Raw genomic sequence first — 16807 nt, 5'->3', positions numbered from 1 at the left:
CAGGTCGAGTGACCTGCGACGTTAAACGCCAAGCTAAGAGGCCGTTCTCTTTCCGAACCTTGTGTGACGTCCTTGCTGGTCAGACACGAAGTAGCTGCTGCCGCGGGAGCCTTGGCTTGTTGCCGGGCGAGATGTCGTGGGGGTGGCGGATGCCGTCGATGCGGGCGGTTTTGGAAGCGCGGCAGAAGGCCGCGGTGGTGCAGGTGGAAGAACTCGCAGCCGAACTGGAGCGGGTGCGGGCGGCCCTGGCCGAGGCGGAAGAGCTGCTCCGGCGCCGGGTGATCGGCCTGGAGCAGTATCTGGAGGCGCTGGCCGAGGCGGACGCGCCCGCCGACGTGGCCGGCGGGGTGCCGCCGAGGAAGCCGGTGGGGCCGCGCCGGGCGGTGCCTCACCGCCAGGACGCTCCCGGAGTCGAGGTGTTGTCGGTGGACTACCAGGCGGTGCTGGCCGCCGCCGCGGAGGCGGGAGCCGACGGGCTCGGTGCCCGGCGGGCGGCGGTGGTGCTGGGCTGGGACAGCGCGTCCGCCTCCCGGGTCGAGGGCGCGCGGGCCCGGCTGAAGCGGCTGGTGGAGCGGGGCTGGCTGGTCGAGGCCAAGCCGGGCAGGTTCACGCTGCCCGCACCGGAACAGGCTGGTGCCGGGCGGCCGGGCGGCGGCTCATGAGCATGGTCATCGACCACAGGACGACGGCCTCGCTGGTGTCGGTGCGCCGCTCGTAGTCACGGACCAGGCGCCGGCTGCGCAGGAACCAGGCAAAGGATCTTTCCACGACCCAGCGGCGGGGCAGCACCTGAAAACCCTGGACGTCGTCGCTGCGGCGGACGACGTCCAGGACCACTCCGAGATGCTGGGCGGTCCAGTCGGCGAGGTGGCCGGGGTAACCGCCGTCGGCCCAGACCCGTGAGAGTTGCCGAAAGCGGCCCTTCGCCGCGGGCAGCAGCAGGCGGGCGGCGTCCCGGTCGGTGGTGGAAGCCGGGGTGACCAGCACGGCCGGCAGGAGTCCGAGGGTGTCGGTGAGCAGGTGCCGCTTGCGCCCGTTGATCTTCTTCCCGGCGTCGAAACCCCGCGAGGCGAGGGTGACGGTGGCGTCCGCCTTCACCGACTGCGAGTCCACCACCGCCGCACTCGGCTCCTCCTTGCGGCCCTCCGAGCGGCGGATGGCCTCGCGCAGCCGGTCGTGCAGCTCGGCCGCCAGCCCCGCATCCCGCCAGCGGGCGAAGAAGGCATACACCCGCGACCAGGGCGGGAAGTCGGCCGGCATCGCCCGCCACTTGATGCCGTTGTCCACGAGGCAGCGCACCGCATCGATCATCTGCCGGTGGCAGTAGCCCTCCGGCCGCCCGCCCCGGCCCGCCGGCCATCCCGGCACCGGCAGCAGATCCCGCACCCGTGTCCACTCCGCATCGCTCATGTCCGAGGCGTACCGGGGCCGGCGCCCCGGCCGGTCGGCCGCGTTGCCGAACCGATGGGCGAGGCAGTCACACCCAGGAGTGGACGGACTGGACTCGGCGACTGCGACCACGCGACACTTCGACACCAGGGCCTCTTGCTTCTCGCTGGATTCGACAACCGCGAGCTACCAAGAGGCCCTTCTTCCATGCGCCCGCACCGGCCGACTCACCCGAACCAGGCCCCTGTTCGAACCCGATCGACTCCACGAGCGGATAGAGAACAGCCAGTTAGCCAGCCACTTTGGGGCGAGCCTCTAAGATCATGGCCCCAACGTCGTGCCTTAACGGGCAGGTCCACAGACTGCCCGACGCGCCGGAAGCTTACGGGGCCATGATCGCTCGCCCCAAAGCAGCTCCCGGCCAAAGTCGCTCCGTCGATCACGTGGCTGGCTAACAGGTCACGTTGCGTGATGACCGAGCCTGAGGGGGAAGGATGCACCTGCACGGCCAACGGGTTGATGACTAACCTGACTGGTTCCGTACCGGCAGCGCACACATTGGGGGACTTACATGATCGAGTTAGGCATCCTGTTCGGCGTGCTGGTGGCGGCAGCGCTGGTTTTGCTCTTTGTACTCCTGCGACGGAACAACAGCAGGACGGAGAACGTCGACGGAATCCTCATCGAGCAAGCACGGCGGATACAGGTACAGAGCGATCACGCGACCTGGAGAGCTGGCACAGTGGACGGCCACCTGCCAACCAGGCGTGACCACTACCGCCCCTAGCTGTCTCCAGACCGGGAGGCGCGAGGCGCGCACTCCTCGCGTGAGCGCCCTCCTGGGTCCTGCGCCGGATCGAGGCCACCCTGCGGCTGACAGCCCCGCAGAGGGGCACGCATGCCCCCTACGTGCCTGATCGAGCGGCAGCCAGCGGGGAACAACGGGGATTCACGGCAAGCGACACCAGAACCTCCAGCTCAGCGTCTCGCCAGCTCAGCCCAGGTCCGGGTACGCGATCTTCCAAACTAGTCTCCGATGCTTCCCGAAGCTCTTGGTTCCGGGCGCAAGCTCCGCACGAAGAGCGGCACCGACAACAGGAGCAGGGCTCCTTCGACGGCCAGGCTGACCAGCCCAAGCGGCTCTGTCCAATTGCCGATGTCATCGCTGTAGTCGGGCAGTCCTGGCCCTCTGGAGAGGATGTAGCCCACCAGGGGGCCGAGGGCGACCCCGACCGCCAGCAGCCATCCCAGTCGTACGAGGCCGAGGAGAAGCAGTACCGCCGCGACCACAGCCGCGATCTCCAGGACGTGGTAGGCGATGCCTATGTAGGAGGGGTCCCTCGTTGCCGTGATGCCGCCTTGGTCCACAACGTGGATACCGGCCACCACAAGGCACAGCAGAGATCCCGCCCACCGGGCCACCCAGGTGGCTTCCGGCACCATGGCAGTGCGGTGTGACATGCGAAGGCACCTTCTCCTTCCTTCAGGGCCGGGGAACCTGTCGCGCCACAGTCACCTCTGGCTGGCTCCTGAACAGGCAACGGGACGGCCCCGTGACTCCCAGCCTCAGCGGGCAATCGTTCGCTGTCGCTCCCCGCAGTGCAGACGAGTGATGCAGGCTGCCGTCGATCAACCGGCCGGTCCCTCGTGATTAGCTCTGGGCCGTCCCTGGGCCGTCCGAGGCCGCTCAGTGGCGACCGGTGACGACTACTAACGGCAGTCGTAGCGAGCGTCAGCCCCAGGTCACCCGTTTGGATCTGCGACACTGGTACCGCCATGCCTAAGCCCGGAGAACTCATTTTTGTCGCGCCGCGCGGAGCCAAGAAGCCGCCGCGGCACCTTGCCGACCTCACGCCCGCCGAGCGCAAGGAGGCGGTCGCGGCGGCCGGTGAGAAGCCGTTCCGCGCCAAGCAGCTCTCGCAGCACTACTTCGCGCGGTACGCGCATGACCCTGAGCAGTGGACCGACATTCCCGTCGGTTCCCGCGCCAAGCTCCAGGAAGCGCTGCTCCCCGAGCTGATGACGGTCGTCCGGCATCTGTCGACCGACCAGGGCACCACCCGCAAGACGCTGTGGAAGCTGTTCGACGGAACCCTCGTCGAGTCGGTGCTCATGCGGTACCCGGACCGGGTGACGATGTGCATCAGCTCGCAGGCGGGCTGCGGCATGAACTGCCCCTTCTGCGCGACCGGGCAAGCCGGACTCGACCGGAACCTGTCCACCGCGGAGATCGTGCACCAGATCGTGGACGGCATGCGGGCGCTGCGGGACGGCGAGGTCCCCGGAGGGCCGGCCCGGCTGAGCAACATCGTCTTCATGGGGATGGGCGAGCCGCTCGCCAACTACAACCGGGTGGTGGGTTCGATCCGCCGCCTGACCGACCCCGAGCCCGACGGGCTCGGGCTGTCGCAGCGCGGGATCACCGTCTCGACCGTCGGTCTGGTGCCGGCGATCAACCGGTTCTCCGACGAGGGCTTCAAGTGCCGCCTCGCCATCTCCCTGCACGCACCCGACGACGAACTGCGCGACACCCTCGTCCCCGTGAACACGCGGTGGAAGGTGCGCGAGGTCCTCGACGCCGGTTTCGAGTACGCGGCCAAGTCGGGGCGCCGGCTGTCCATCGAGTACGCGCTGATCCGGGACATCAACGACCAGGCGTGGCGCGGTGACCGGCTCGGGCGGTTGCTGAAGGGCAGGCCCGTGCACGTCAACCTCATCCCGCTCAACCCGACGCCCGGCTCCCAGTGGACCGCCTCACGGCCCGAGGACGAGAAGGCGTTCGTGGACGCGATCGCCGCGCACGGTGTGCCGGTGACGATCCGGGACACCCGCGGACAGGAGATCGACGGGGCCTGTGGCCAGCTCGCCGCGAGCGAGAGGTAGCCTGTCCGGCGTAGAAGACGTTGCAAGGACAACAACTTCATATCGGGTAAACACACGTTCATATTCCGACAGGGGAGCGCCACAGCGCTGAGAGTGCGGCATCGGCCGCAGACCCTCCGAACCTCGCCCAGGTCATTCTGGGTAGGGAGATCGGTCATCACTCGAGCTGTTGTGCCCTGCCCGGGGCACCCGTGAGGGGTCCCGGGCAGGGCCGCGTCTCTTCCTGGTCACCCCCAGGAGGAATCCGGTGAATCCGGTGAGCATCACCAAGAAGGTCACGATCCTGGCCGTCGGGCTGGGCCTGGTCACCCTGTCCGCCTGCGGCTCGTCCGGCGGCGACGACCAGGGGTCCGGGTCCGGCGGGTCCGGGACCGTGACCCTCGTCAGCCACAACTCGTGGGCCGCGTCCAAGGACGTCATCGCCGCCTTCGAGAAGAAGTCCGGCTACAAGGTCAAGGTCCTGAAGGACGGCGACGCCGGATCGGCCGTGAACAAGGCGATCCTGACCAAGGACAACCCCCAGGGCGACGTCTTCTTCGGCGTCGACAACACCCTGCTGTCCCGCGCTCTCGACAACGGGCTGTTCCAGTCGTACGAGGCCGAGGGCTCCGACCTGATCCTTCCCGAGTACCGCGTCGACGAGGACAAGCACCGGGTCACGCCGGTCGACACCGGCGACGTCTGCGTCAACTACGACAAGGAGTGGTTCAGCGAGCGCGACCTGACCCCGCCGAAGACCTTCGACGACCTGATCAAGCCCGAGTACAAGAACCTCCTCGTCGCCGAGAACGCCTCCACATCCTCGCCCGGCCTCGGCTTCCTCCTCGGCACCGCCGCGAAGTACGGGGACGAAGGCTGGACGGACTACTGGAAGAAGCTCAAGGCCAACGGCGTGAAGGTGGTCGACGGCTGGGAGCAGGCCTACAACGAGGAGTTCTCCGGCTCGGCCGGCGGCAAGCAGGCGGGGGGCGACCGGCCGCTGGTGGTGTCCTACGCCTCCTCCCCGCCCGCCGAGGTGATCTACGCCGACCCGAAGCCGACGACCGCTCCCACCGGTGTCGCCGACGGCACCTGCTTCCGTCAGGTCGAGTACGCGGGGCTGCTCGGCAACGCGAAGAACCCCGAGGGCGGCAAGGCGCTGCTCGACTTCCTGCTCACCAAGGAGTTCCAGGACGACATGCCGCTCAACATGTTCGTCTACCCGGTGCGGGAGGGAGCCCAGGTGCCCGAGGAGTTCACGAAGTACGGGCCGCAGGCGAAGGACCCGGAGACGATGGACCCGGCGAGGATCGCCGACAACCGTGACCAGTGGGTCAAGTCGTGGACCTCGCTCGTACTGAAGTGAGCCGGACCGCCGCCGTGCGAGAGCGCGGGCGAAGGCGGCGGCGCGGGACCGCGGCGCGGCTCGGCCTGATGGCCGTGCCCGTCGCGTTCTTCGCCGTCTTCTTCGCCTACCCCGTCACCGCGATCGTCGCGCGCGGTCTGAAGGCCGACGGGGTCTGGCAGCTCGGGCGGATCGGGGACGTACTGGCGCAGTCCGACGTCCGGCAGGTGCTGTGGTTCACCACCTGGCAGGCGCTGGTCTCCACCGCCCTCACCCTGCTGATCGCCCTGCCCGGCGCGTATGTCCTCGCCCGCTTCGACTTCCCCGGCAGACAACTGCTGAGGGCGGTGGTCACCGTCCCCTTCGTGCTGCCGACGGTCGTCGTCGGTACGGCGTTCATGGCGCTCGTCGGGCGCGGCGGCCTCCTCGACGAGTTGTGGGGTCTGCGGCTGGACACCACCGTGTGGGCGATCCTGCTCGCGCACGTGTTCTTCAACTACGCCGTCGTCGTGCGGACCGTGGGCGGACTCTGGGGGCAGCTCGACCCGCGGCAGGAGGAGGCCGCGCGGATGCTCGGCGCCTCACGGTTCACCGCCTGGCGGACCGTCACCCTGCCCGCGCTCGCGCCCGCCGTGGCCGCCGCGGCGCTGATGGTCTTCCTGTTCACCTTCACCTCCTTCGGCGTGGTGCAGATCCTCGGCGGGCCCACCTTCGCCACCCTCGAAGTGGAGATCTACCGGCAGACCTCGGAGATCTTCGACCTGTCCACCGCCGCCGTCCTGACGATGATCCAGTTCGTCGCGGTGGGCGCGATCCTCGCCCTGCACGCCTGGACCGTACGGCGGCGGGAGACCGCGCTGCGACTGGTGGACGCCTCCGTGACCGCGCGCCGGCCGCGCGGTGCCGGGCAGTGGGCGCTGCTCGCCGGGGTCGTCGCCACCGTCGCCGTCCTGCTGCTCCTGCCCCTCGCGGTGCTGGTGGAACGGTCCTTCGGCGACGCCGGGTCCGGCTACTACCGGGCGCTGACCCGTGACGACGGGGGAGTGTTCCTGGTCGCGCCGATCGAGGCGGTCGGCAACTCCCTGCAGTACGCGGCCCTGGCCACCGTCATCGCCGTGGTGATCGGCTCCCTGGCGTCCGTCGCGCTCACCCGGCGGGACGCGGGACGGCTGGTGCGCGGCTTCGACGCCCTGCTGATGCTGCCGCTCGGGGTGTCCGCCGTGACCGTCGGCTTCGGGTTCCTGATCGCTCTCGACGAGCCGCCACTGGACCTGAGGTCCTCCTGGATCCTGGTGCCGCTCGCACAGGCACTGGTCGGTGTCCCGTTCGTCGTACGGACCATGCTGCCCGTGCTGCGGGCCGTGGACGTGCGGCTGCGGGAGGCGGCGGCGGTGCTCGGGGCGTCACCCTGGCGGGCCTGGCGCGAGGTGGACCTGCCGATGGTGCGGCGGGCGATGCTCATCGCGGCCGGGTTCGCCTTCGCGGTGTCGCTGGGCGAGTTCGGCGCGACGGTGTTCATCGCGCGGCCGGACCACCCGACCCTGCCGGTGGCCGTGGCGCGGCTGCTCAGCCGGCCGGGGGACCTCAACTACGGCCAGGCGATGGCCCTGTCGACGATTCTGATGATCGTGTGCGCGGTGGCGCTGCTGGCGCTGGAGCGGCTGCGGACCGATCGATCCGGGGAGTTCTAGATGCTGTTGAGCCTCGAGGCCGCCACCGTCCGGTTCGGCGGACGGGCGGTGCTGGACGCCGTCGACCTGGGGGTCGCCGAGCACGAGGTCGTGTGCGTGCTCGGGCCCAGCGGCAGCGGCAAGTCCACGCTGCTGCGGGCGGTGGCAGGGCTGCAGCCCCTCGACGCGGGACGGATCTCGCTCGCCGGGCGCGACCAGGCGGACGTGCCCGCGCACCGGCGCGGGGTCGGGCTGATGTTCCAGGACCACCAGCTGTTCCCGCAGCGGGACGTGGGCGGAAACGTGGCCTTCGGGCTGCGGATGCGCGGCACGTCACGGACCGAACAGGCGGACCGTGTGGAGGAGTTGCTGAACCTCGTCGGACTCCCCGGAGCGGCCGGGCGGGCGGTGGCGGCGCTCTCCGGTGGAGAGCAGCAACGTGTCGCCCTGGCCCGCGCCCTGGCGCCCAGCCCCAGGCTGCTGATGCTCGACGAACCGCTCGGCCAGCTCGACCGGACGCTCAGGGAGCGGCTGGTCGTCGAACTGCGTGAGCTGTTCGGTCGGTTGGGCACCACCGTGCTCGCCGTGACGCACGACCAGGGTGAGGCGTTCGCGCTGGCCGACCGGGTCGTGGTGATGCGGGACGGACGAATCGCCCAGTCCGGTACGCCCCTTGAGGTGTGGCAGCGTCCGGCCGACGCGTTCGTGGCCCGCTTCCTGGGTTTCGAGAACGTGGTCGAGGCGACGGTCGGCGCGGACGCCGCGGTGACGCCGTGGGGCAAGGTCCCGGTGCCGGCGGACACCCCGCAGGGCACGCGGACGCTGCTCGTCCGGCCCGCCGGGGTCCGGCTGGTCCCGGCCGAGACGGGGCTGCGCTGCACGGTGACCGCGCGTACCTTCCGGGGCACCCATGTCGCGGTCCGCCTCCAGCCCGAGGAGGCGCCCCGGTTGGAGGCCGCCTGCGCGCTCCGAGCGGCCCCTGAGGTCGGGGACGAGGTCGGGGTGGAGTTCGACGCGGCCGAGGTCGTCGTACTGGACCGACCTGCGGCGGACGCGTGATGGCCCGCCCCCGGCGGGGGCGGGCCATCACGCTGTGCGTGAGACGTCAGCTGTCGCTGCTCGTCCCGCGATGGCGCATGCCGAAGAAGACCGCACCGCCACCGACGGCGACCAGGGCCGCCGCGATACCGGCGATCAGACCGGTGTTGGAGTCCGCGCCGGTCTCGGCGAGGTGCGAGTCACCGACGGCAGGCGACGGAGCGTTGTCCGAGGTGTCCGCCGGGGCGGTGCTCTCGGGCTCCGACTCCGACGGAGTCGGCGTGCCGGGCTCGTCGGACTCCTCGGCCGGGGTCGAGGCGGAGGCCGAGGGCTCCGGAGCAGGGGTCTCCGGAGCAGGGGTCTCCGGAGCCGGGGTCTCCGGAGCCGGGGTCTCCTTCTCTCCCTTGCAGGCCGTGGCCGGGGTGGTCAGGTTCGGCTTGATGTCCTCGTCCACGTAGGGCGCGGCCTTGACGTGGATGCGGTACTCGGCGTTGGGCTTCCAGTCCTCCTCGAAGGTGATGGTGACGCCCTCGCGGGAGCCCTTGACCACCTGCTCGCCGATCTTCTTCTCGTCGGCGCCGTTGTTCTCCAGGAACACGGTGACGGTGGCGGGAACGCCGGCCGGGTCCACGTCGGTGACGGTGATGACACCGTTGTCACCGACGCACTTGGCCTCGGCCGAGAACTCGTTGATGTTGCAGGCGGCCGCACTGCCTGCGAGACCGACGGTGAGCGCGGCCGACGCGGAGACGACACCGAGGGCGCGCACGGTACGTGCGACGGTGCGACGCGAGGTCGTACGGCGTGATACGGACAGAACTGTCACGTTTGTCCTTTACGGGATACGTAAGTGCGGGGGGTTGAGGGAGAGTTGACGGTACATCAGCACTCCCGTGAGGCTCCCAGGTCTATAAGCGGCGCATAAGTAGTGTCAACGCATATGCCGATAGCAGGACATGGTTTTACCTTCTTATTGCCCATCCGGGCGTTTCAACGTCTCCGAAGCCGCCTCGATCCGCTCCGGGGGCGCCGGGAGGAGGGCGGCATGAGCGGGGAGCGTCTCCACCCGCTCATGCCGGACCGTGCCGTACGGGCCTCTCCTCAGCCCTCCACGACGGACGGGTCCATCCACACGATCTCCCAGGTGTGGCCGTCCGGGTCGTCGAAGGCGCGGCCGTACATGAAGCCCTGGTCCTGGGTCTCGCCGCTGACCGAGCCGCCCGCCGCGACGGCCTTCTCGACCAGTTCGTCGACCTGTTCGCGGCTCTCGGAGCTCAGGGCCAGCAGCACCTCACTGGTCTTCGCGGAGTCGGCGATCTCCTTCTTCGTGAACTCCGCGTAGCGCTGCTTGGTGTGCAGCATCGCCACGATGGCGTCGCTGATCACGACGGAGGCGGTGTTCTCGTCGCTGAACTGCGCGTTGATCGAGTAGCCGAGCTCCGTGAAGAACTTCTTCGAGGCGTCGAGGTCGTCGACGGCCAGGTTCACGAAGATCATCTGCTGGTACATGTCGGGTCTCTCCCTGGGGGTGCCGGGTTCCGTGGCGTTCGACGGGGTGGACCGGGGGCCGGCCCGGAACTCATCGCCCGGTGGAGAGCCTTTTCGCGCGCCCCTGTCCTTCAGAGGGACAGAGGGAGAGCCGACAATCCCGCCACGGCCACGGTCAGCGGCCCGAACAGGGCGAGGAGCGCACCGGCCCTGAGGGCCGCGGCCCGGCGCGGGGTCGAGGCGGGAGCGCCCAGACGCAGCAGCGCGGCCGTGGTGCCGGCGTGCGCGTGCTTGGCCTCGACGGCGGCCGTCAGCAGGGTCGCCACGGTGCACCCCGTCACCACCAGCACCCCGAGCAGGGTGAGCGGCCCTGCCGACAGGTCGTCGGCGTAGTAGTGCCGGCTCATGGCGTACGCGGCCGACAGCACGGCGCAGACCACACCCAGCGGACGGCCGATCCGGGTGGCCTCCGTCATGAGGAGCCGACCGGCCAGCAGTCGCAGGGCCCCCGGGCGGACCGACTGCAGCAGACGGCCGCACAGATGGGTGAGGCCGGGGCCGACCAAGGTGAGGCCGACGACGGTCAGCGCCAGTCCGGCCAGGGCCCCGGGCCGGTCCCCGGGGGAGGCGGCGGCACCGCCACGGCTCGCGTAGGTCTCCACGGCCAGTCCCGCGGCCAGCGCGGCGATGCCCCAGGGCAGACCGGAAGGTGCCGAGCGGGCGCCGGCCGGGACGGCAGCCGACTTTCCGACGGCCGGGACGCCGGCCGGCTCCCTGGCGAGCAGCTCCCCGGCGACCGGCTCCCCGGCGACCGGCTCCCCGGCGGCCGGCGCGGGGCCGTCGCTCGCGCCGTCCGGCCCGGGCGAGCGCACCCGCGTCTCCTCCGGGACGGCTTCCGGTTCCTGTTGCCGCTGGGCTGCGGTCGGCCGTCGGCCGTGGGGCGCCGCTGCCAGATGCCTGCCGAAGCGTCCGTACGCCCCGAACGTCTCCCGCTCCGCGGTACTCCGGTACGCGCCGAAGCGGCCGTACCTCCGCCCCGCAGGGGACGCGCTCGTGGCCTGCTCCGCAGGGGACGCGCTCGTGGCCTGCTCCGCACGGGACGCGCCCGTGGCCCGCTCGTGCGGACGCAGTGCCACCGCCACCGCCGCCGACGCGTTCACCGGCGGCAGCGCCAGCAGCATCAGGGCCGCCGGGAGCGGCAGGGGCCTGCCCGTGGCCAGGAACTCGGTGGCGGCCCCGTCGACGGGCATCCCGGTGAGGTCGCCGCGCAGATGGAGGAAGACGAGGAGGGCGACCACCGACCCCAGGGTGCAGGCCAGGGCCGTGGTCGTCGCGGAGACGGCCATCAGGCGGACGGGACCGAGGCCGACCGCCGAGAGCCCGGGCCGGGGTCTGGTCCCCGGGTCGGTCCGGGCCACCGCGACGGCGAAGTACACCGTGGCCGCCAGCGGGGCCGCGCACCAGGCCAGCCGGAGCAGTGAGGCGGACGGCGTACCCGGGTGGCCGAGCGCGTGGCCGAGAGCGCACAGGAGCAGAAAGCCCGTGCCCGCGGAGGCGGCGGCGACCAGGAGGCGGCGCAACTGGACGGCGGGACGGGCGCCTTGGGTCAGACGGAGAGCGAGCACGTGGCCCGGCCCTTTGTCTCGACGGTCTCGGAGACCGGAGGCAGGTGTACGGTGCGCACCTGGCGCCCGTCGAGCAGCGAGACGGTGCGGTCGGCGAGGGCCGCGATGTCCGTGTCGGAGGTCGCGAGGAGCACCGTGATGCCGTGCGAACGGGCCGCCGTGGTGAGCGTGCGCAGGACGTGCCGGCGGTCGGTGCGGTGCAGCGGCGCGGTCGGCTCGTCGGCGAACAGCACCGAGGGGGCCGGGGCGAGCGCGCGGGCGATGCAGACCCGCTGGCGCTCCGCGTGCACCAGGTCCGCGGGGCGCTTGCGGGCCTTGTCGCCGATGTCGAGGCGCTTCAGCCATTCCATGGCCGTCGACTTGGCCAGGCGCCGGGCGGTGCCGCGCAGCATCAGGGGGAGAGCGGTGTTCTCCCAGACGTTCAGCTCGGGGACGAGCACCGGTGCAGGATCGATCCAGCCGAAGCGTTCCCGGCGCAGCCGCTCGCGGGCGGCGGGGGTCATCGTGTGCACGGGCACGCTGTTGAACCAGACCTCGCCGCTGCGCACGGGCACCAGTCCGGAGAGACACCGCAGCAGGGTCGTTTTTCCGCTGCCGTGCGGGCCCCCGACGGCGAGGATCTCGCCCTCCCCGACGCCGAGCGAGACCCCGCTCAGCCCGGGAGAGCCGTCCTTGTGCCGGAAGTGCAGGGAGCGTGTCCAGAGCACGTCGTTGTCCGGTGGGGCCACCATGGCGTACACCTCGGTTCGGATCAGAAATGCCGTGCGAGATCTGTGAAATCCCCCATGCGGGGGAACGAAGGCAAGGCCGATCGGTCACTGGGCACGCTAGGCAGGACGGGGCGGGAGGCCGGACAGCACGCGGCCCCGGACCGCCGTTTCTCACTCGAACGGGCGGCACCGGGGCCGTAATTGATCATTCCAGCCGAAGATCACAGCGCTGGACCACGGCGCTGGACCACGGGGGTGGATCGCTGTGGTGGGTCACAGCTTCGTCCATGCCTCCGACAGCGTGGCGCGCAGGATCTGTTCGATCTCGTCGAAGGTCTCCTGGTCGGAGATCAGCGGCGGGGCGAGCTGGACGACCGGGTCGCCGCGGTCGTCGGCACGGCAGTACAGGCCGTTCTCGTACAGCTTCTTGGACAGGAAGCCGTACAGGACGCGCTCGGTCTCCTCGTCGTCGAAGGTCTCCTTGGTGTGCTTGTCCTTGACCAGCTCGATGCCGTAGAAGAAGCCGTTGCCGCGGACGTCGCCGACGATCGGCAGGTCGTACAGCTTCTCCAGCGTCGAGCGGAAGGCGCCCTCGTTGTCCAGGACGTGCTGGTTGAGGCCCTCGCGCGCGAACAGGTCGAGGTTGGCCACGGCCACCGCGGCCGAGACGGGGTGGCCGCCGAAGGTGTAGCCGTGCAGGAAGACGTTGTCGCCCCGGTAGAACGGCTCGGCGAGGCGGTCCGAGACGATGCACGCGCCGATGGGCGAGTAGCCCGAGGTCATGCCCTTGGCGCAGGTGATCATGTCCGGGACGTAGCCGAACTTGTCGCAGGCGAACGTCGTGCCCAGGCGGCCGAAGGCGCAGATGACCTCGTCGGAGACGAGGAGCACGTCGTACTGGTCGCAGATCTCCCGGACCCGCTGGAAGTATCCGGGCGGCGGCGGGAAGCAGCCGCCCGCGTTCTGCACCGGTTCCAGGAAGACCGCGGCGACCGTGTCCGGGCCCTCGAAGAGGATCTGCTGCTCGATCTGGTCGGCGGCCCAGCGGCCGAACGCCTCCGGATCGTCGCCGTGGAGCGGGGCCCGGTAGATGTTGGTGTTCGGCACCTTGTGCGCGCCCGGTACCAGCGGCTCGAACGGGGCCTTGAGGCCCGGCAGTCCGGTGATCGACAGGGCGCCCTGCGGGGTGCCGTGGTAGGCCACCGCGCGGGAGATGACCTTGTACTTGGTCGGCTTGCCGATCAGCTTGAAGTACTGCTTGGCGAGCTTCCAGGCGGTCTCCACCGCCTCACCGCCGCCCGTGGTGAAGAAGACCTTGTTCAGGTCGCCCGGGGCCTCGTCGGCGAGCCGCTCGGCCAGTTCCACGGCCTTGGGGTGGGCGTAGGACCAGACGGGGAAGAAGGACAGTTCCTGTGCCTGCTTGAAGGCGGTCTCGGCGAGTTCGACGCGGCCGTGTCCCGCCTGGACCACGAACAGGCCGGCGAGACCGTCGAGGTACCGCTTGCCCTTGTCGTCGTAGATGTAGGTGCCCTCGCCGCGGACGATGGTGGGGACGGGGGAGTTCTCGTACGAGGACATGCGGGTGAAGTGCATCCACAGGTGGTCGTACGCGGACCTGCTGAGGTCGCTGGGATCCTTGGGGCTGTCGGTGCTCACGATCATCGGGTTCCCCACATGTAGGTCTGCTTCTTGAGCTTGAGGTAGACGAAACTCTCGGTGGAGCGGACACCGGGCACGGCCCTGATGCGTCGGTTGATGACCTCCAGAAGGTGGTCGTCGTCCTCGCAGACGATCTCGACCATGAGGTCGAAGGAGCCCGCGGTCATCACCACGTACTCGCACTCGTCCATGGCGCTCAGCGCGTCGGCGACGGACTCCACGTCCCCCTCGACGTTGACACCGACCATCGCCTGCCGGCGGAAACCCACGGTGAGCGGGTCCGTGACGGCGACGATCTGCATCACGCCGTGGTCGAGCAGTTTCTGGACGCGCTGGCGCACGGCCGCCTCCGACAGACCGACGGCCTTGCCGATCGCGGCGTACGGCCGCCGGCCGTCCTCCTGGAGCTGCTCGATGATGGCGAGGGAGACGGCGTCCAGGTGGGGGCCGCCGCCGTTCTTGGACTCGCGGGAGTCCCTCGGTTCTGCGCTTCGACTGGCCACATGGTCACTGTGCACGACGTCTCGACTGTTTCGCAAGGCGCATTCGATGAAATCCGTTGTCCCGAGGGTTTCAGTTTGCGGATTTCGCAGGTGCGGAGCGGGTGGGGGTGTTGAAAACGTCAGCGGTCCGTCTAGGGTGGGTGTCTCAGAGGTTGGACACCTCGGACACCCACGAGGAGCACCAGGAGGGCCTGCAGTGAGTACCGAGCTGCGTCGTCTGCGCAACTACATCGGCGGTGAGTTCCGTGACGCCGCCGACGGACGGACCACCGAGGTGGTCAACCCCGTGACCGGTGAGGCGTATGCGACCGCGCCGCTGTCCGGGCAGGCGGATGTGGACGCCGCGATGGCCGCCGCCGCCGAGGCCTTTCCCGGCTGGCGCGACACCACGCCGGCGGAGCGGCAGAAGGCCCTGCTGAAGGTCGCGGACGCCTTCGAGGAGCGTGCCGAGGAACTGATCGCGGCCGAGGTGGAGAACACGGGCAAGCCCATCGGGCTGACCCGCACCGAGGAGATCCCGCCCATGGTCGACCAGATCCGCTTCTTCGCGGGTGCGGCACGGATGCTGGAGGGGCGCTCGGCCGGCGAGTACATGGAGGGCCTGACCTCCATCGTGCGCCGTGAACCGGTCGGCGTCTGTGCCCAGGTCGCCCCCTGGAACTACCCGATGATGATGGCCGTGTGGAAGTTCGCCCCGGCGATCGCGGCGGGCAACACGGTCGTTCTGAAGCCGTCCGACACCACGCCGGCCTCCACCGTCCTGCTCGCCGAGATCCTCGGCTCGGTCCTGCCCAAGGGCGTCTTCAACGTCATCTGCGGCGACCGCGACACCGGCCGCATGATGGTCGAGCACGAGACCCCGGCGATGGCGTCCATCACCGGTTCGGTGCGCGCCGGCATGCAGGTCGCCGAAGCCGCGTCCAAGGACCTCAAGCGCGTCCACCTGGAGCTGGGCGGCAAGGCTCCGGTGGTGGTCTTCGAGGACACCGACATCGCCAAGGCCGTCGAGGACATCTCCGTCGCGGGCTTCTTCAACGCCGGCCAGGACTGCACGGCCGCCACCCGCGTCCTCGTCCACGAGTCGATCCACGACGAGTTCGTCTCCGCGCTCGCCAAGGCGGCGGCCGACACCAAGACCGGCATGCCGGACGACGAGGACGTGCTGTTCGGCCCGCTCAACAACCCCAACCAGCTCAAGCAGGTCGAGGGCTTCATCGAGCGGCTGCCCGCGCACGCGCGCGTGGAGGCCGGCGGCAAGCGCGTCGGCGAACAGGGCTTCTTCTACGCGCCGACCGTCGTCTCGGGCCTGAAGCAGGACGACGAGATCATCCAGAAGGAGGTCTTCGGCCCGGTCATCACCGTCCAGACCTTCGCCGACGAGGACCAGGCCGTGGAGTACGCCAACGGCGTCGAGTACGCGCTGGCCTCCTCGGTGTGGACCAAGGACCACTCCCGCGCGATGCGGATGTCCAAGAAGCTCGACTTCGGCTGCGTGTGGATCAACACCCACATCCCGCTGGTCGCGGAGATGCCGCGCGGCGGTTTCAAGAAGTCGGGCTACGGCAAGGACCTGTCGGGGTACGGCTTCGAGGACTACACGCGCATCAAGCACGTGATGACGTCGCTGGACGCGTAGCGCTCCGCCGGGGGGAGCCGGACGGGCTGCCTCTTGGGCGCCGTTCGGGTTCCGCTGACCGGAGGCTGCGGGGCGTAGGTGGCTGGTCGCGCCCACGCGGCGGTAGCCGCACATGTAACTGCCCCGCGCCCCTTCGGGGGCGCGGGGGACTGTCATGGTTGGGCGTTCGTGTTGCGCAGGGTGTGCAGGATGTCGATGCGGTTGGTCGTGATCGAGTCGGCGCCCAGTGCCAGCAGGCGGCGCATGGAGCGGCGGGTGTCCGGGGTCCACACGGACAGCAGGTAGCCGTCGCGGTGGACGCGGTCGGCCAGGGCCCGGTCGACCAGGCTGAAGCGGTAGTTCAGCCAGCGCGGGCGGATCGCCTCCAGGAAGCCGGCCCGCGGCGGGGCCAGCGTCGTGCGGGTGAGGGCGATCTCGGCGGACGGGTCCGCCGCGCGCACGGCGAGCATGGCGGCGGCGCCCGCGCAGTAGTACACGCGGTCTTGGGCCCCGTGCTCCCGTACGACGTCCACGATCCGGCGCACCGCCCGCGGGTGCGGGGCGCCCGGCAGGTCGAGCATGACCCTGCTGCCCTCGGTCGCCGACAGCGCGTCCGGCAGGGCCGGCACACCGCCGTCGGTCAGGCCGCGCACCTCCTCCCAGGACAGCGACCGCAGCGGGCGGTCGTGTGCCCAGAGCCGCTTCAGCGTCTCGTCGTGCAGCAGGACCGGCACGCCGTCCCGGGTGAGGCGTACGTCGAACTCGACCGCGTCCGCGCCCCGGTGGAGCGCGGAACGCAGCGAGGCGAGCGTGTTCTCGCGGACGCGGTAGGGGTCGCCGCGGTGGGCCACGGCGGTCACGTCGTGCATGGCAGCCCTTCGCAAGGTCGGTTCGTCACGGGGT

Annotated in this window: 15 protein-coding genes and 1 riboswitch; of the genes, 6 read left to right on the top strand and 9 right to left on the bottom strand. The window is 70.2% G+C overall.

The window, feature by feature from the left end; genetic code table 11:
• The first annotated feature begins 158 nt into the window (after positions 1–158).
• Complete coding sequence (locus DIZ27_RS07050) at positions 159–662, top strand: hypothetical protein (RefSeq protein WP_109377442.1); 504 nt, start codon at positions 159–161, stop codon at positions 660–662.
• On the opposite strand, the gene DIZ27_RS07045 is transcribed toward DIZ27_RS07050, so the two are convergent.
• The gene (locus tag DIZ27_RS07045; protein ID WP_109377441.1) at positions 607–1410 is read right to left on the bottom strand and encodes an IS5 family transposase; all 804 of its coding nucleotides are present in this window, start codon (positions 1408–1410) and stop codon (positions 607–609) included. The two genes, DIZ27_RS07050 and DIZ27_RS07045, sit on opposite strands and share 56 nt — an antisense overlap.
• 1005 nt (positions 1411–2415) lie before the next feature.
• Positions 2416–2850, bottom strand: coding sequence for a hypothetical protein (locus DIZ27_RS07030; RefSeq protein ID WP_109377438.1), 435 nt, complete (start codon positions 2848–2850; stop codon positions 2416–2418).
• A 315-nt stretch (positions 2851–3165) separates the two neighbouring features.
• Between DIZ27_RS07030 and rlmN the strand changes: the two genes are divergently transcribed.
• The 4 genes from rlmN (at position 3166) to DIZ27_RS07010 (ending at position 8325) form a co-directional block, all read left to right on the top strand.
• Positions 3166–4272: a 23S rRNA (adenine(2503)-C(2))-methyltransferase RlmN gene (gene rlmN / locus DIZ27_RS07025; protein WP_109377437.1), complete on the top strand. Its 1107-nt coding sequence runs from the start codon at positions 3166–3168 to the stop codon at positions 4270–4272.
• A 60-nt stretch (positions 4273–4332) separates the two neighbouring features.
• A riboswitch (TPP riboswitch) is annotated at positions 4333–4438 on the top strand.
• Positions 4439–4528: 90 nt separating this feature from the next.
• On the top strand, positions 4529–5617 hold the full coding sequence (locus DIZ27_RS07020) for a thiamine ABC transporter substrate binding subunit (RefSeq protein ID WP_109377629.1): 1089 nt from the start codon (positions 4529–4531) through the stop codon (positions 5615–5617).
• Positions 5593–7287 (top strand): ABC transporter permease, encoded by a 1695-nt coding sequence (locus tag DIZ27_RS07015; protein WP_375231934.1) that lies wholly within the window; start codon positions 5593–5595, stop codon positions 7285–7287. The genes DIZ27_RS07020 and DIZ27_RS07015 overlap by 25 nt, the downstream gene beginning before the upstream one ends.
• Positions 7288–8325: an ABC transporter ATP-binding protein gene (locus DIZ27_RS07010; protein WP_109377436.1), complete on the top strand. Its 1038-nt coding sequence runs from the start codon at positions 7288–7290 to the stop codon at positions 8323–8325.
• Positions 8326–8371: 46 nt separating this feature from the next.
• Here DIZ27_RS07010 and DIZ27_RS07005 read toward each other — a convergent pair whose 3' ends face one another.
• The 6 genes from DIZ27_RS07005 to DIZ27_RS06980 form a co-directional block, all read right to left on the bottom strand.
• Positions 8372–9130 carry an LAETG motif-containing sortase-dependent surface protein gene (locus tag DIZ27_RS07005; protein ID WP_375231933.1) on the bottom strand — a complete coding sequence of 253 codons (759 nt, stop codon included), beginning with the start codon at positions 9128–9130 and terminating at the stop codon, positions 8372–8374.
• Positions 9131–9405: 275 nt separating this feature from the next.
• Entirely contained in the window at positions 9406–9813 is a 408-nt protein-coding gene (locus tag DIZ27_RS07000; RefSeq protein ID WP_109377435.1) for a VOC family protein, read from the bottom strand.
• 110 nt (positions 9814–9923) lie between these two features.
• Entirely contained in the window at positions 9924–11417 is a 1494-nt protein-coding gene (locus tag DIZ27_RS06995; protein WP_109377434.1) for a hypothetical protein, read from the bottom strand.
• Positions 11399–12148 carry an ABC transporter ATP-binding protein gene (locus DIZ27_RS06990; RefSeq protein WP_109377433.1) on the bottom strand — a complete coding sequence of 250 codons (750 nt, stop codon included), beginning with the start codon at positions 12146–12148 and terminating at the stop codon, positions 11399–11401. The genes DIZ27_RS06995 and DIZ27_RS06990 overlap by 19 nt, the downstream gene beginning before the upstream one ends.
• Positions 12149–12400: 252 nt before the next feature.
• Positions 12401–13789: an aspartate aminotransferase family protein gene (locus tag DIZ27_RS06985; RefSeq protein WP_181383413.1), complete on the bottom strand. Its 1389-nt coding sequence runs from the start codon at positions 13787–13789 to the stop codon at positions 12401–12403.
• A complete protein-coding gene (locus DIZ27_RS06980; protein ID WP_181383412.1) occupies positions 13786–14304 on the bottom strand; it encodes an Lrp/AsnC family transcriptional regulator in 519 nt (172 codons plus the stop codon). Before DIZ27_RS06980 ends, DIZ27_RS06985 begins: the two co-directional genes overlap by 4 nt.
• A 181-nt stretch (positions 14305–14485) precedes the next feature.
• On the opposite strand from DIZ27_RS06980, the gene DIZ27_RS06975 reads away from it, so the two are divergent.
• Positions 14486–15925 (top strand): gamma-aminobutyraldehyde dehydrogenase, encoded by a 1440-nt coding sequence (locus DIZ27_RS06975; protein ID WP_109377431.1) that lies wholly within the window; start codon positions 14486–14488, stop codon positions 15923–15925.
• Positions 15926–16077: 152 nt separating this feature from the next.
• Here the strand turns inward: DIZ27_RS06975 and DIZ27_RS06970 are convergent, their stop codons facing one another.
• Positions 16078–16773: a glycerophosphodiester phosphodiesterase gene (locus tag DIZ27_RS06970; RefSeq protein WP_109377430.1), complete on the bottom strand. Its 696-nt coding sequence runs from the start codon at positions 16771–16773 to the stop codon at positions 16078–16080.
• Between the last annotated feature and the right edge of the window lie 34 nt (positions 16774–16807).

The organism is Streptomyces sp. NWU339 (genome assembly GCF_003143855.1).
Lineage (GTDB): Bacteria > Actinomycetota > Actinomycetes > Streptomycetales > Streptomycetaceae > Streptomyces.
The sequence above is the reverse complement of the archived record's forward strand: the minus strand, read 5'-3'. Positions and strand labels throughout refer to the sequence as shown.